Annotated in this window: 14 protein-coding genes; 8 read left to right on the top strand and 6 right to left on the bottom strand. The window is 40.9% G+C overall.

Annotated elements, in window-relative coordinates:
- The first annotated feature begins 86 nt into the window (after window positions 1-86).
- Window positions 87-593, top strand: coding sequence for a metallophosphoesterase family protein (locus tag CK503_RS00360; RefSeq protein WP_095604799.1), 507 nt, complete (start codon window positions 87-89; stop codon window positions 591-593).
- Between the two features lie 2 nt (window positions 594-595).
- Here CK503_RS00360 and CK503_RS00355 read toward each other — a convergent pair whose 3' ends face one another.
- On the bottom strand, window positions 596-2,071 hold the full coding sequence (locus CK503_RS00355) for a phytoene desaturase family protein (protein WP_095604798.1): 1,476 nt from the start codon (window positions 2,069-2,071) through the stop codon (window positions 596-598).
- Window positions 2,072-2,251: 180 nt separating this feature from the next.
- On the opposite strand from CK503_RS00355, the gene CK503_RS00350 reads away from it, so the two are divergent.
- Window positions 2,252-3,760: a S10 family peptidase gene (locus tag CK503_RS00350; RefSeq protein WP_095604797.1), complete on the top strand. Its 1,509-nt coding sequence runs from the start codon at window positions 2,252-2,254 to the stop codon at window positions 3,758-3,760.
- Window positions 3,761-3,878: 118 nt separating this feature from the next.
- Here the strand turns inward: CK503_RS00350 and rlmD are convergent, their stop codons facing one another.
- From rlmD to CK503_RS00330, 4 genes are all read right to left on the bottom strand, one after another.
- Window positions 3,879-5,288, bottom strand: coding sequence for a 23S rRNA (uracil(1939)-C(5))-methyltransferase RlmD (gene rlmD / locus CK503_RS00345; RefSeq protein ID WP_095604796.1), 1,410 nt, complete (start codon window positions 5,286-5,288; stop codon window positions 3,879-3,881).
- Between the two features lie 33 nt (window positions 5,289-5,321).
- A complete protein-coding gene (locus tag CK503_RS00340) occupies window positions 5,322-5,837 on the bottom strand; it encodes a cyclic nucleotide-binding domain-containing protein (protein WP_255233294.1) in 516 nt (171 codons plus the stop codon).
- 101 nt (window positions 5,838-5,938) lie between these two features.
- Complete coding sequence (locus tag CK503_RS00335) at window positions 5,939-8,290, bottom strand: BamA/TamA family outer membrane protein (RefSeq protein ID WP_095604794.1); 2,352 nt, start codon at window positions 8,288-8,290, stop codon at window positions 5,939-5,941.
- Between the two features lie 166 nt (window positions 8,291-8,456).
- Window positions 8,457-8,711, bottom strand: coding sequence for a DUF2795 domain-containing protein (locus CK503_RS00330; protein WP_095604793.1), 255 nt, complete (start codon window positions 8,709-8,711; stop codon window positions 8,457-8,459).
- A gap of 194 nt (window positions 8,712-8,905) precedes the next feature.
- Here CK503_RS00330 and CK503_RS00325 point away from each other — a divergent pair, with 194 nt between their 5' ends.
- Genes CK503_RS00325 through CK503_RS00300 form a run of 6 tightly spaced genes read left to right on the top strand, consistent with a single transcriptional unit; the run spans window position 8,906 to window position 14,223 of the window.
- Window positions 8,906-9,130 carry a Sec-independent protein translocase subunit TatA/TatB gene (locus CK503_RS00325; RefSeq protein WP_095604792.1) on the top strand — a complete coding sequence of 75 codons (225 nt, stop codon included), beginning with the start codon at window positions 8,906-8,908 and terminating at the stop codon, window positions 9,128-9,130.
- Window positions 9,131-9,150: 20 nt separating this feature from the next.
- A complete protein-coding gene (locus tag CK503_RS00320; RefSeq protein WP_095604791.1) occupies window positions 9,151-10,683 on the top strand; it encodes an amidase family protein in 1,533 nt (510 codons plus the stop codon).
- Between the two features lie 15 nt (window positions 10,684-10,698).
- Window positions 10,699-11,469 carry an SDR family oxidoreductase gene (locus CK503_RS00315; protein ID WP_095604790.1) on the top strand — a complete coding sequence of 257 codons (771 nt, stop codon included), beginning with the start codon at window positions 10,699-10,701 and terminating at the stop codon, window positions 11,467-11,469.
- Window positions 11,462-12,448 carry a M28 family peptidase gene (locus CK503_RS00310; RefSeq protein ID WP_095604789.1) on the top strand — a complete coding sequence of 329 codons (987 nt, stop codon included), beginning with the start codon at window positions 11,462-11,464 and terminating at the stop codon, window positions 12,446-12,448. Before CK503_RS00315 ends, CK503_RS00310 begins: the two co-directional genes overlap by 8 nt.
- A 21-nt stretch (window positions 12,449-12,469) precedes the next feature.
- On the top strand, window positions 12,470-13,312 hold the full coding sequence (prmA, locus tag CK503_RS00305; RefSeq protein ID WP_095604788.1) for a 50S ribosomal protein L11 methyltransferase: 843 nt from the start codon (window positions 12,470-12,472) through the stop codon (window positions 13,310-13,312).
- On the top strand, window positions 13,309-14,223 hold the full coding sequence (locus tag CK503_RS00300) for a Ppx/GppA phosphatase family protein (protein WP_095604787.1): 915 nt from the start codon (window positions 13,309-13,311) through the stop codon (window positions 14,221-14,223). The genes prmA and CK503_RS00300 overlap by 4 nt, the downstream gene beginning before the upstream one ends.
- Before the next feature lie 58 nt (window positions 14,224-14,281).
- Here CK503_RS00300 and CK503_RS00295 read toward each other — a convergent pair whose 3' ends face one another.
- Entirely contained in the window at window positions 14,282-14,836 is a 555-nt protein-coding gene (locus tag CK503_RS00295) for an outer membrane beta-barrel protein (RefSeq protein WP_095604786.1), read from the bottom strand.
- Window positions 14,837-14,983 lie beyond the last annotated feature (147 nt).

The following is a 14,983-nucleotide window of genomic DNA, read 5'->3' as shown; positions in this document are numbered from 1 at the left end:
AAATTGTTTTTCTTAATGTTTTCCTGCAATCATAAAAAGGCAAGAAAAAACGTTATCACGGAGCTGAAGATGATAAAGAATCGACTATGATCAAAGTTGGATTAATTTCGGACACCCATTCGTATCTCGATCCACAGGTGTTGGAGTATTTTGAGGATCGGGATGAAATTTGGCATGCGGGTGATTTTGGTACTATTGAAATCGCTGATACTCTGAGTGATATTGCTCCGCTAATTGGTGTTTACGGCAATATCGATGGGCAGAATATTCGTCAGGAGTACCCACTACATCAGCGATTTTCCCGCGACGGTATTGATTTTTGGATGACCCATATCGGCGGTACATTGGGACGGTACTGTATTCCGATTCGAGAAGAGATGGAAAAAAATCCCCCGGATGTTTTTATTTGCGGACACTCACATATCCTTAAAATAGGTCGCGACCAGGAAAAGGATAAGATGCTTTTTATTAACCCCGGTGCTGCCGGACGTTATGGATTCCAGGTGTATCGAACCTGCGTTCGTTTTGCTATTGATAAGGGGAAGATCCAGGATGTGGAAGTGATTAATCTGGGTCAAAAGGGAGAAGGGTAGCTCTACTCTTCAAAACGACTGATCAATTCTACGGCATGAAAAGCCGAAAGGGTTACCAGTGGTATCCCACCGCCGGGATGTGTACTTCCCCCCACCAGGTATAAGCCCTTTATCGACCGACTTTTATTCTTGGGACGCATAAAAGCGGCCAGCTTGCTGTTTGACGAGGTGCCGTAAATACTGCCCTTGTTGCTGCGATATTTTTGATAGAAGTCTTTGGGCGTAATCATATTCGAATATTGGATATGATTACGCAGGTCGGTTAATCCGTGTTCCTGTAACTTTCGAATGATCTGTTCTTTGCACCAGTTTTTTTCGTTTGCCCAATCAACATTATCATTCAGATAAGGTGCATTTACCAAAATAAAGAGGTTCGAACCACCTTCAGGAGCGTGCTCGGGATTTGTATGCGAGGTATTCGCTACATAGATAGTGGGGTCTTCGGGCATTACTTTATCCTCAAAAATTTGTCTAAACTCATGTTCATAATCCTCAGAGAAGAAAATATTATGATGCGATAGCGTATTATAGGTTTTGTCAATACCCAGCATAAGCACGAAGCCAGAGCAAGAAGGCTCTACATTGGTAACTTTTTTTCGTTTCAGTATGGAAATATCTTTTCTGCCTACCAGGTCGAGATAGGTCGCGGAGGCATCCGAATTAGATACCACGATATCAGCTGTGTAGAAGTTGCCAGAAATATCAGTGGTTCCAGTAATTCGATTATCTGTAGTATTGATTTTTGTTATCTCTGTATCATATTGAATGTTTACACCTTTACTTTCTGCAAGTGAAGTGAGGGCTTTAATAAGCGAGTACATGCCTCCATCGAGGTAATATCCGCCAAGGGAAAGCTCAACGTAAGGGATAATATTAAGGGTAGCCGGGGCTTGATAAGGGGAAGAACCGTTGTAAGTTGCAAATCGTTTAAAAAATTGCTGTAATTCTTCCGATTCAAATTGTTTGTCAATACGTTCGGCTACCGTTCGAAAAGCATCGATTTTAAAAAAGTCTGTAAAATTGATGTTGCTCAGATCTGATAGGCCATACAGGGGATTATAGAGAAAAGCATCTTTGGTACGTTCGAAAAGCTGTTCTGCGTACGTGATGAATTGTTTATACGCTTGAACATCATCCGGTGCAAATTCTTGAATTTGGGCGGTATTAAGTCCTGAATCCTGATAGCAATCAAACTGTATACCGTTGGGATAAAAGTACCGGCAAATGGGATCCACCGGCTTGATATCCAGAAAGTTATTTACTTTTGCATCACAAAACTCAAATAGTTTTTCGAGGATAAATGGCATTGTAAGTAGGGAGGGGCCGGTATCAAAGCGAAAGCCCTGAGCTGATATCTCGTTTATTTTTCCGCCGGGGGTACTGTTCTTTTCTAAGATTGTTACATCATGACCTTTTTGGGCCAACAAGCAAGAGGTCGCAAGTCCACCGAGACCGGCACCTATAATTTTAATATCCATATCGCTTGATTATAAGAATTCTAAGTGCAATTGTAACTATAGATTCTTTTAATTCATTACAGCCCGGCAGGCGTTTTAACAAATTTTCACGTTTTTAGGGCGATAGATGTTTGTAACTGAACTATTGAAAACTATTTTATGGACTGATGAATATTTAATCTCTACTAAAAATATTTGGGTATGCAACGCATCAACAATATAGACACCTATTGTTCAATACTAATACTTGTTTTTTTATTTATGGGGATGGCCAATTCTGTAGTCGGGCAGTCTGTGGAAGCGCCTGTCGATACAACCATTACCACCCAGCATAAACAAACGATAAATGGGCAAGATGTTCGTTACACAGCTACGGTGGGAAATCAGCCGGTTTGGGACGATGACGGAAAGCCGATTGCCACGCTTTTTTATACCTATTATAAACGAACGAATGTCGATGAGGAAAAGCGTCGGCCTCTTGTTATTTCTTTTAACGGTGGTCCGGGTTCAGCATCAGTTTGGATGCATATTGGATATACCGGTCCCAAGAAGGTGAAAATAAGTGATGAGGGTTTTCCTGTACAACCTTATGGGGTAGAGGATAATCCGCATTCTATACTGGATGTAGCCGATATTTTATATGTGAACCCTGTAAATACGGGTTTTTCACGTATTTTGGATGAAGAAGTGGATCGGGAAAAGTTTTTTGGTGTTAATACGGATGTTGAATATTTGGCCGACTGGATTGACACTTTTATTTCACGAAATGACCGATGGAAATCCCCCAAGTTTTTAATTGGCGAAAGTTATGGGACTACACGTGTTTCAGGATTGGCTAATGAGCTGCAATCCTCCCAGTGGATGTTCTTAAATGGGGTTATCCTGGTATCTCCAACCGGACTTGGAATCGATCGTGATGGCCCGGTAGAGGATGCGTTAACACTCCCATATTTTACGGCTACGGCATGGTATCATAATGCCTTACCGGATGAACTGCAGCAACAGGACCTGGATGAAATATTGCCAGAGGTCGAGAACTATACCGTTGAAACGTATATCCCGGCACTCACCCGTGGGGGCGTGTTGGATGATGCCACTAAAAAAGAAGTTGCTGAGAAAGTATCCTATTATTCCGGCATTGATGAGGAGAAGATTTTGGATCGCAACTTGCGCATGTCTACTTCTTTTTTCTGGAAGGAGTTATTGCGGGATGAAAAAGAACTTACTGTGGGGCGTTTAGATTCCCGATACCGGGGGCAAGATCGCAGTAATGCAGGTGAACGCTATGATCATGATCCGGCGCTTACTGCATGGAATCACGCTTTTACACCCGCAATTAATGAATATTTGCGTGCTGACTTAGGATATGATACCGACCTGCAATACTGGATGTTTGGTCCGGTACATCCTTGGGATCGTGACAGAAATAATACGGGAGAGAACCTGCGTTCAGCCATGGCCGAAAACCCCTATCTTAATGTATTGGTACAATCAGGTTATTATGATGGCGGTACTCCTTATTTTGATGCAAAATATACGATATGGAATATGGATCCCAGTGGTAAGCTGCAAGACCGGATTTCGTTTGAAGGATACCGCAGCGGACACATGATGTATCTACGAAAAGAAGATTTAAGTACTTCTAACGAGGATATCCGGAAGTTTATTCGCGAATCTATCCCAGAGGAGGGAACTCCTGCAAAGTATTAGATAAGTACTTAACAAAAGTCCTATTATTTCAAACGATTTTTTGTTGTCGTTAAAACAAAGCATTAGAGACATTAGCCCACAGATTAATCTGTGGGCTAACTAATTTTTGGCTATATCATTAATTTTTTAAACGAAGCTTAGCTACCGTTTCTATATGATAAGTCTGGGGAAACATGTCGACCGGTTGAACTTCTTGAATATCATAAACCTCATTGAGCTCTTTTAAGTCCCGGGCCATTGTTGAGCTGTTACAGCTTACGTATACCAATTTGGGGACTTTTAACTTCTTGAGTCGCTCAACCACATCAGGATGCATGCCGGCCCGAGGGGGATCGGTGACCAGACAATCCGGTTCACCGTATTCGTCCGTAATATCCTCGGTGAACACATCCTTCATATCACCTTCAATAAAAGAGACATTCGAAACCTCGTTCTCTTCTGCATTTTTCTTGGCATTATTTATAGTAACTTCTTCTAACTCTATGCCAATAACATGTTTGCAGTATCTACTTAGAAAAAGGCTAAGTGTTCCAACACCGCAGTAAAGGTCATATAAAATGTCATCCTCCTTGAGATCGGTAAACGATTTGGCAACTTCATAAAGTCGCTCGGCTTGGGCTGTATTTGTTTGAAAAAAAGCATTGGCATCAATAGTGAAATGATAGGGGCCAATGTGGTCAGTTATATATCCCGGGCCGTGGAGTACTTTTTCATAGCGTCCCTCAGCTGTAGGAGAACGGGTGTCATTCACATTATTGATAATTGTAGTAATTTCGGGGAACTCCTCGAGGAGTGCATGGGTAAGAGCTTCAACGACATCTTCATCATCTTTGTATGTTACTACATTAACCATAAGATCGTCGGTATAGTGAGCTTTGCGAACAACTAAATTCCGCATAAATCCTTCATGGTCATTACGATTATACGGCTCTATATCATATTCAATGCACCAAGAACGTACGAAATCTAAAATTTTGTACGATATAGGATCTTGTAGATGACACTCATTGAGGTTCAGAATCTTGTCAAAACGCCCGGGGGCATGTAATCCGGCCGCAAAGCAGCGGTCGCTTACAAACTCATCGCGATTAATTTCTTCTTGGCTTAACCAGCGTTTGTGACCCATGGAATATTCCATCTTGTTGCGATAGTAAAACTCTTGCTCACAACCAATCGTTGGACTTACCTCAATATCAGTCAGTCCACCAATACGGTGCATATGGTCTTCAACCTGGTCGCGTTTAAATCTTAGCTGTTTTTCGTAGGAGACATGCTGCCAGTTGCATCCGCCGCAATTTTCAGCGTGTTGACATTTTGGCTCAATACGATCGGGACCCGGTTCAATAACCTCAAGGAGTTTGGCCTCGCGGTAACTTTTTTTCTTTTTTATAATACGAGCCTTAACACGATCACCGGGAGCGGTATTGGGTACAAAAATTGCTAATCCATCAATTTTACCTATTCCTTTGCCTTTATAAGCCGCTGAGTCAATGGTTAGCTCTACGTCGTCACCTTTGTTTATAGCCATGTTTGTAATACTAAAGTAATACTAAAAATAATTTTATTCTTGTTCTGGTTCCATATAAGTCTTGAATTGCAGGGAAAAAGCACGTTCCGTTGAACTTGCTTTTTTGAGTTCCTTAGTCGTTATCTCAAGCTGTTTCATTGCAATCATTGCAAGTGTTTCCATGAACTTAACGGCAATGGTGGGATGTCGCTTTTTGAGTGTTTCGAAATCCGGCTTAAAGAATCCAAGCAGTGTACAATCGGTCAGACATTTGGCATTTGAAATGCGACGCAGCTCATAACCGATCGAGAGGGCTCCAAAACTTTCCGGCGACTCAATGACATAGCTATGCGTTTCTTCATCTTCAGCTTCTGGTTCCGGTTGAACAATAAGCTCTACTTTTCCATCCTCAACAAAGTACATGCCCGTACCAGGATCACCCTGGTAGTAAATATATTCGTTTTCTTTGTATTGCCTCCGGTGACAATATTGGAAAAACTCAGATCGCTCAAGCATCGTCAGGTTTTTTAGAAAACGAGACTTGAAGATAAGATCACTCTTGTTTTTCATATTGTTAAATTTATTGGAACCAAACATACGCTAAGAATTTGTTTATTGTTTTACCCGATCCATAATCTACTAAGCTGTAAGGATGGTAACAATTGATATTGCTAAAAAGAATGACCGATCCCAAAGGTAAAATAGGGCGTTTTATCTTCTAACCATCCTTGTTGTAAATCGTGGATTCGAAATGCAAAATCAAATCGGATGACCACATATTCCCAGTCCATTCGCAGTCCTAATCCTGACCCTACTGCGATTTGGTTATAAAAATTATCAAAACGGAATTTACCTAATTCCAATAGCTGTTCTCGGTCATTTTTAGATATTTGTTCCTGTTGTCCTCCATTTGATCGAGCACCGGAAAATAACTTTGTCCGCGGACCATACCATACGTTGCCGGCATCAGCGAACCAAGCTGCGATCCAATTAGCAGATAAAAAGTTTCCTACAATTTGTTGCCGTATTTCCATCTGTGATAGTAACTTTATTTGCCCTCCGTTGATGGTTACATCATCCAAGGGAATGCTACCGGGGCCAAGGCTGTAAATATCCCATCCTCTTATATCGTTAGAACCACCGGCATAAAAGCGCTGATTCAATGGGATGGTATTACTTTGACCATAGGGAAGGGCTAATCCAAAAAATCCACGGTATCCTAAAACCGTATTATTAGATAATGGAATATACCTTCGGTAGTCGGCTGTTCCTTTTACGAACCTGCTGTACGCCAAGCTGTTTTGGCTGCCGGGAAAAATAGCAGGTAAATTACCTTCGAGGGAATCTGGAGTCACAACCAAACGATCTGTCAGGTAGGGTATATTACCCCCCGAAGCTATGGAATATTCACTAAAATAGCCGTGATCTCTTTTAATTAAATCAGTTCTTTGACTGCGAAATGTATATCTAATAATAGATGAGACCTGGGGTCGGAAATCTTCTTCAATTTGTTGAAGTTGAAAAGAATTTTCCCCGAAACGATTGCGTAGTGCTTCACTGAATTCCGGTGAAGGATCGGTATCAAGCAGATCAAGTTCGATGAGATCTAAGAAGCTTGAATAGCGCTGGTTGTGTTGTACTTCGTAACGAAGATTAAACCTAATATCAGAGTTAATATCGAAAAGCAGCTGATTGGAGCGTGAAAAGGAAAGCGAATACCTGGTACGTCCATTTGAGAAGAATACATTATCATCAAGTGAAGAAAAAGGGAAGATCAATCGAGGCAGGGAATATTCCGCATGGGTTTCAAAACTTTGAAAAAACCGCCCATCAAATTTTTGCGAGCTTGTATCGACATCAGAGGCAATGTCGCGCATAGTCTCAGATCGTACATATTCAAAACTACCGTTGACACCAATTTGAAAGTTCTCAGCTTTCCCAAAAAGATTGTTGTTAGTATAAGTAACACCGGCTCCTGACCCAAATCCATATCGTTTCATCCCAAATAGGTTTACATTCACCGAATGCTTGGGCCGGGTTTGAAGTGAAAACATAACAGGAATTTCATCCTTGGAATAATCGGGGAGAGAACCGTCTTCACTCAATCCAAACTGACGTATATCGAGCATCCCCAGGTTTTGAAACTCATTAACCGTTCGTATATAAAGCGAATGATTAAAAACATCACCCGGTTTAAATAATACCTGGTTTGTTAACAGCTTAAATTTTGTTTGGGCAGATTCTCCTTTTTTAAGAAAAATAGATTTATTATTGATCGTAAAAGGAGAATGTCGAAGGGTATCGTGCTGGTTATAACGCAAGCTATCACCCGGGCCACTGAGGTTAATATGAAGATCACCAAACCGGTATTCCTTTCCGGGATTTATCGTAAAGAGAGCATCAAGTTGATGGGGATTGGTCGTATCCCTTTTGACGAGCAAATTTACCGAATCGCGTTGAACGGCAGCATAACCATTGTTTTTGAGAAAGTTGATAAGCCTATTACGCTCTACAGTAAGCTTATTTTGGGAATACTGTTCGTTAACGGTAAATGTAGAGTCGTTCAATTGTTCATCGGTAAGTGGGCTGTCATGCAAAAACTGATTTACCTTTTCAGGCTCATCGAATTCAGGAAGACCGGTATATCCTAATGTTTTAATGGTAAAAGCTGGTCCTTCTTCAATCAAAAAAGAAACTTCGACCCTATCTTCCTTAAACTCAACGATATTTGTATCCACAGAGGCCTCTAAAAAACCTACCGTTTTATAATATTGTTTGATGCGCTCAATATCGTTAGCTACCGTTGCCCGATTTAGATACGACGGTGATTCTCCCCAACTCTTTGTGAGTTGCCAGATGAAATACCATGGGGTAAAACGTGGTATCCCTAAAAACTCCCTGTTTGTTTGAGTCCGGATTAATGTTTCAAGGGTATTGTCTTTCACATTATTGTTGCCGACAAAACGAACAATACGAACAACGTTATCGGTTGTATCGCTCTCGATGGCCAAATTTTGTGACATACCTTTCTCTACACAGACCAGTAATAAACCGCTGAACAGTAGTGAGCCTATGAGAGCACGTGAAAAAAAAGCTTTCAAAAAATTTTGGGGCTTATATCATTCAAAAAAAACGGTTGCATGAAAGAGATCATGCAACCGCAAAAATACGTTCTTTACAGATCAACTTTTAAACATCATCGTAATCGAAGCCTTCATCATCTTCATTGTGGAAGAAATCCTCCTTCCCAATATAATCTGGCCAGATATCTTCTATGCCTTCATACACCACGTCTTCACCTTGTTCAATTTCTTCGAGTTCATATAAATTATCGAGTACCTGCTGAGGACTCCCATTACGTTCGGCCCACTCAATGAGCTCATCTCGCGTTGCGGGGAAGGGTGCCTCATCTAAAACGGCTGCTAATTCAACAGTCCAAATCATAAAATATCTTTCAGTTTTGTTTTTTAAAGTTCAAATAGAATCTTACCTATCTATAAAAAGGTTCGACACATTAAATTCAAGTCAATTTTTAAGGAAAATGCAATTATTTTTTTCCTTTTTATGACTCAAAGGTCTAATAAATTATTGTTATCTTTCTGAGTAACAATTGTAAACTTTTAAAATAGAAAATTATTATGGGAAGTTTCGGTGGAATGGAGGTTTTAATTATTGGCTTGGCTATTCTTCTTTTCTTTGGTGCCAAGCGGATTCCAGAATTGGCCCGGGGACTCGGACAGGGTATGAAGGAATTCAAAAAAGCATCGAATGAAATAAAAAAGGAGCTGGAAGAGGGCCAAAAAGAAGGTATGGATTCCACATCCAACTCTGAAGAAAATACACAAAAAAAGCAGCAAGATTAACCAAATCCATTTCTAATCCATTGAGTTTTACAAATTTTAGCCAGATACAACAGTCAATTCAGTCTGGTGATGTTTCACTTTCTGATATTGTACAATCCTATATCAATAATATTGAACAGAAAAATGACGAAATTAATGCGGTAATCAGTTTTGACAGGGAGGGAGCCCTTGAACGAGCTGATGAGATACAGCAACGTATTGAAGATGGCTCAGCCGGTAAATTGGCCGGTATGATTATCGGTATTAAAGACCTCATTTGTGAGAAGGATAAACAAGTAACATGTGCATCAAACATTCTTTCCAATTTTGAAAGTGTGTATGATGCAACAGTAATCGAACGATTACGCAATGAAGACGCTATTCTGTTGGGACGCTTGAATATGGATGAGTTTGCCATGGGGTCTTCTACCGAAAACTCTGTTTATGGTCCCACTAAAAATCCTGTCGATACTTCCAAGGTTCCCGGCGGCTCTTCAGGTGGAAGTGCAGCAGCAGTGGCGGCTGAGTTTTGTACAGCTTCACTCGGTTCTGATACGGGAGGTTCTATCCGCCAGCCGGCTTCGTATTGTGGAGTCGTGGGGTTGAAACCTACTTATGGACGGGTTTCTCGCCATGGGTTAGTGGCTTTTGCTTCTTCGTTTGACTGCATCGGGCCGCTTACAAATTCTGTCGACGATGCCGCGCGCATTCTTGAAACTATTGCCGGTCCTGATCCCAATGACAATACCTCTTCAAGCCGCACAGTACCTAACTATACAAAGTTTACTGAAAATCTGGACTCCAATATCAAAATTGGGGTGCCTGAAGAATATTTTGGTGAGGGACTTGACGAAGAGATCCATAAAGGGATCAAAAATAAGCTCAATGAGCTCGAAGAGTCCGGAGCAGAGCTTGTTCCCATTCACCTGCCGCATATGAAATACAGCATTGCCACCTACTATATCTTGGCTACGGCCGAAGCATCGAGCAACTTGGCTCGCTACGACGGCATACGTTATGGTCACCGAGCTGATATTGAAGATGTGGAGAAAGACCTCAAAGAGGAAAAGGAAGCTTTAGAAGAACAGATTAAGCAGGCTAAGGGTGATACAAAGCAGGAGTTGGTTGACCAGCTTAATGAGATGGATTCGTCACTCATCGGGCTATACAAGAAAAGTCGTACCGAGGGATTCGGTCCCGAAGTTAAGCGTAGAATTATGTTGGGCACCTATGTACTCAGTGCCGGTTATTATGATGAATATTATGCAAAGGCACAGAAAGTTCGCCGCCTGATTAAGCAGGATTTTACCGAGGCTTTTGAAGAGGTCGATGTTATCGTATCCCCGACGGCGCCAACTACAGCATTTGATTTGGATTCCAACCAAGATAATCCGGTGCAGATGTATTTGAATGATATTTACACTACCTCGGCCAACTTGGCTGGTATTTGTGGTATTAACGTCCCGGCAGGCACGCATTCCAATGGCCTGCCATACGGTATGCAACTGATGGCCGATGCGTTTGAAGAGGGTAAGTTATTCAATGCAGCAAAACTTGTTGAACAGCTGAATTAATTCATAAATATTTATATGAAAAATCGGATTGAGGGAAAATGGACGCTAATTACAGGGGCTACGGCTGGAATCGGCAAAGCTATAGCAAAAATATTTGCCGAATCGGGTAGTAACCTTGTGATAAATGGACGCCGAGAGAATCGTCTTCAAGAGTTAAAGCGGCAGTTAGAGAAGCATCATGATATTAAAGTTGCTTTGGCTCCATTTGATGTACGAGATCGTGAAGCCGCAAAACAGTTTTTGGATAGTTTTTCTGAGCCTATTGATATTTTGGTTAATAATGCCGGCCTTGCCAAAGGGGTTGATGCTGTTTTTGATGCAGAATATGATGATTGGGATACGATGGTTGATACCAATATTAAAGGGGTTCTGAATATGACCCGCTTGATATCACCGCAGATGAAAGAGCGCAATAGGGGACATATTATCAATGTCGGATCTATTGCCGGACATGAAAGCTATCCGGGTGGATCGGTATACTGTGCTAGCAAACATGCTGTAAAGGGATTTACAGAAGCCACTAAAAAAGACCTGCATGGCACCGATGTTCGGGTAAGTATGGTATCTCCGGGACTCGTGGAAACAGAATTTAGCGAAGTGCGTTTCAAGGGAGATAAAGATCGGGCGGAAGAAGTTTATGAGGATATAAAACCGTTGGTAGCTGAAGATATCGCTGAAATTGTCCATTTCATGGCAAACCGGCCATCCCATGTAAATATTATGGATACGGTCGTTTTCCCCGTTGCTCAATCATCCTCAACGATGGTTCATCGAGATAATGACTAATTTTCGTTTTTTATTACTTCTTCTTGGTACTGTTTTTATTCTTTTATCGTGCGATGGAGGAGAAGAGGATCGATTAAATTTTGAAGATCAGGGACGCGAAGTCCCGGAATTCAATGCCGATAGCGCCTATCACTTTATAGAACGTCAGTTAGATTTTGGTCCGAGAAATCCCAATTCAAAAGGACATCAACAAGCCAAGAATTTTTTTCTGAATACATTACAACAATATGCGGGGACCCGATATGTGTATTCCCAGGACTTTACCGCCGAAGGATATGACGGGGATACACTTGCACTCTCAAATATTATCGCTTCGTTCAATCCTCAGAGCAGTGATCGAATTATGCTTTGCGCCCACTGGGATACACGTCCCCGTGCAGATCAAGACTCTGTTAACAAAGATAAGCCCATTCTCGGGGCTGATGATGGCGCCAGTGGAGTAGGAGTATTATTAGAATTTGCTCGTCTGTTTGAAGGAAATCCACCGCCCATTGGCGTTGATATTGTGCTATTTGATGGAGAGGATTATGGGCATGAGGGAGATCTCAGTAAATATTTTCTGGGCTCACGTCATTGGGCTGAAAATCCACCGGTAGACGGTTATTCCCCCCGTTTTAGTATCTTACTCGATATGGTCGGCGGCGAAAACGCCCGGTTTCCCAAGGAAGGTTATTCGATGCAGTTCGCCCCGGCGCTGGTAAATGAGGTTTGGGCAATTGCTGATGAAAAGGGCTTTGATGAGTTATTTATATCTCAAAAAGGGAATAAAATTTCTGATGACCATGTGGTTGTTAACAGAATTTTGGGTATCCCAACGATCGATATTATTCGTCACGAAGTAGGGGAAAAGGGTGCTGAATTTGCTCCATACTGGCATACTCATAATGATGACCTATCCATTATCAGTAAAAAAACATTGAATGGAGTAGGAGAAACAGTACTGGAGTTAATATATAATCGAGTGAATGTTTCGGATTAGGTTTTCTATTAATATTATAAAATGAAGTATTTAAAACTGGTCATACAAATCGCTGAGAAGTATCAAGAACCCCTGATTGCCGAACTTTTTGACATGGATTTTGATGGATTCGAGCAGCGAGATGATCAGATCATCACCTATATCCAAAAAGAACATTTTGGAATTAGCGACAGAGAACGCATTGATACCTTGCTTGCTGCTTATCCCGGCGATGGATTTATCGAATCGGAAGAAGTAGTAGCCGATCAAAATTGGAATAAGCAGTGGGAAGAGACGATTAAGGCGCAAACGGTTGGTAACTTTTTTATAAGACCAACATGGTCTCAAGAGTCCGTTCCCGAGAATAAAATTCTGCTTGAGATCGACCCCAAGATGTCATTTGGGACGGGATATCATGAGACAACACGCCTGATTTTAAATTTGTTACCCGATGTTATCGCTGATAATGATTTTGTGATTGATGCAGGTACCGGAACGGGAATTCTTTCTATTGCAGTCATCAAACTTGGAGCCCGCCATACTTTTGCATTTGATATTGATGAATGGAGTATATCCAACACAAAAGAGAATATTCTACTGAATGAAGTAGATAAAGATATTGATGTAGTAAAAGGTTCTTCTGAGGTTATATCGACGGAAAATAAAGCCGATGTGATATTGGCAAATATTGAACGAAATACCATTCTTGAGATTTTTTCTGATTTGGATGCTTCCCTCAAAAAAGGAGGGACCTTGGTGCTTTCAGGCCTACTTGAGAAGGATAAATCGTCTATTTTATCAGTTTTGAAAGACAAATACCAAATTGTTGATATTCCGAAAGAAAATGAGTGGATTGCTATTCAAGCTAAAAAGAATATACTTTGAAAGCTTCTATTGATATTGGTACGAATACCACACTTTTGTTGGTTGCTGATAAGAACGGCCCCTCCCTGAATATTCTTGAAGAGCAACAGCGGATTCCGCGTTTGGGAGCCGGCGTTGATGATAGCAAAGCGCTTTCAAAAGCAGCTATGGAGCGGGTTGTTGAATCACTAAGGGAATTCCTGGAGATCATTAATAATAAATATCCTGAAGTAGATGATATTTATGTGACCGCAACCAGCGCAGTCCGGGATGCCAAAAATAAAGCTGTTTTCATAGATCGGGTAGAACACGAAACGGGGCTGCAAATTAGAGTATTAAGTGGAGTTGAGGAAGCTGAGTATACTTTCTTAGGGGCGAAAAGCATGCTGGGTGATCTTGAAGGCCAACAAATGGTTATTGATATCGGTGGTGGAAGTACTGAGATAGCGTATGGAGGAAAACAACTGCAGGACCGTTATTCATATGACATGGGTTGTGTCCGTTTTACTGAGCGGTTTTTGAAAAATGATCCACCCACAGAATTACAAATCCGGCATTGTAAAGATGCCGTAAAAGAAATGTTGGAGGAATATGAATTTACTATTCCAAACCAGACAACTCTTATTGGTGTGGCCGGAACGGTAACCTCACTGACCTTTATTGATTTAGGGCTAAGCTCTTATGATGCCGAAGTATTATCAGGACGTATTATTACAAATGAAGGGCTTCAGGAGTATATTAAAATATTTAGCGGCTATAGATCCAAGGCACTTGAACAAAAATATCCGTCCGTGATGAAGGGGAGGGCTGATATTTTTATGGCGGGACTTCTTATTCTGGACGGATTCATGAATGAGTATAACTTTGAAGAACTTATCACATCAACGGGCGGTATAAGACATGGTGCTATCTTGGCGAATAAAGAGAAATAAAAAATGACGTTTCCTTTTGAGAAACGCCATTAATAGATAAAGAAATGTACGAATTGTATTAAAGACCGAATCGCAAACCTGCACCAATAACAAATTGATCGGCATCGCCTCCTAAGTTCCCTAATTTTACTTCACCAAAGATAGTTCCAAAATCCATTCCATAGTCCAAGCCGCCACCCAAATTGAGTCCAGCTTCTGAATTTGAATTGGATTGAGAACTTCCACCACCTTCTGATTCTGTTGACAATCCGGTGATGTTTATTCCACCTAATCCATAAATTGACAGATTATCCTCATCGTAAAAAATATAGTGGCCATTTAGGTTTAGTTCCCAAACTGTTGATGTAGTTTCTATAGTAGTTCCGCCAAAAGTAGTTTGTTCCACGGATTTAGGAAGGTAAAAGGTGAAATCGCCGCCGATTCTTATTTCAGGTGTTATACCATAATATCCATCAACACGTAATCCCAAGTCATTATCTAAGTCACCAGAATAGCCGACTCCAGAACCAAATGCTAAACCAGCTCCAACTTTAAAATCTTGGGCTTGAGCACTTGTGCTGTAAGCAAAGATTAATGTGAAAAGTACTAATGCTAATTTAATTGTTCTCTTCATAGTATTATTTATTATTTGATTTATGATTAGTATCCCTTTTTGGGTTAGTTATTATATACGTAATCCCTCTGAAATTTGTATCAAATTAATTGAAACAAATTTATTTTATCAAATTAAGTTGTTATAAAGTCTTAAAACTATATCTGT

The organism is Fodinibius salipaludis, assembly GCF_002287075.1.
Classification (GTDB): Bacteria; Bacteroidota; Rhodothermia; order Balneolales; family Balneolaceae; genus Fodinibius; species Fodinibius salipaludis.
The sequence above is the reverse complement of the archived record's forward strand: the minus strand, read 5'-3'. Positions and strand labels throughout refer to the sequence as shown.

Bases quoted from the DNA above. Each gene is read 5' to 3' on its own strand.
- CK503_RS00360 (WP_095604799.1), top strand. From the start codon at position 87: ATGATCAAAGTTGGATTAATTTCGGACACCCATTCGTATCTCGATCCA.
- CK503_RS00355 (WP_095604798.1), bottom strand. From the start codon at position 2,071: ATGGATATTAAAATTATAGGTGCCGGTCTCGGTGGACTTGCGACCTCT.
- CK503_RS00350 (WP_095604797.1), top strand. From the start codon at position 2,252: ATGCAACGCATCAACAATATAGACACCTATTGTTCAATACTAATACTT.
- rlmD (WP_095604796.1), bottom strand. From the start codon at position 5,288: ATGGCTATAAACAAAGGTGACGACGTAGAGCTAACCATTGACTCAGCG.
- CK503_RS00340 (WP_255233294.1), bottom strand. From the start codon at position 5,837: ATGAAAAACAAGAGTGATCTTATCTTCAAGTCTCGTTTTCTAAAAAAC.
- CK503_RS00335 (WP_095604794.1), bottom strand. From the start codon at position 8,290: ATGTCACAAAATTTGGCCATCGAGAGCGATACAACCGATAACGTTGTT.
- CK503_RS00330 (WP_095604793.1), bottom strand. From the start codon at position 8,711: ATGATTTGGACTGTTGAATTAGCAGCCGTTTTAGATGAGGCACCCTTC.
- CK503_RS00325 (WP_095604792.1), top strand. From the start codon at position 8,906: ATGGGAAGTTTCGGTGGAATGGAGGTTTTAATTATTGGCTTGGCTATT.
- CK503_RS00315 (WP_095604790.1), top strand. From the start codon at position 10,699: ATGAAAAATCGGATTGAGGGAAAATGGACGCTAATTACAGGGGCTACG.
- CK503_RS00310 (WP_095604789.1), top strand. From the start codon at position 11,462: ATGACTAATTTTCGTTTTTTATTACTTCTTCTTGGTACTGTTTTTATT.
- prmA (WP_095604788.1), top strand. From the start codon at position 12,470: ATGAAGTATTTAAAACTGGTCATACAAATCGCTGAGAAGTATCAAGAA.
- CK503_RS00295 (WP_095604786.1), bottom strand. From the start codon at position 14,836: ATGAAGAGAACAATTAAATTAGCATTAGTACTTTTCACATTAATCTTT.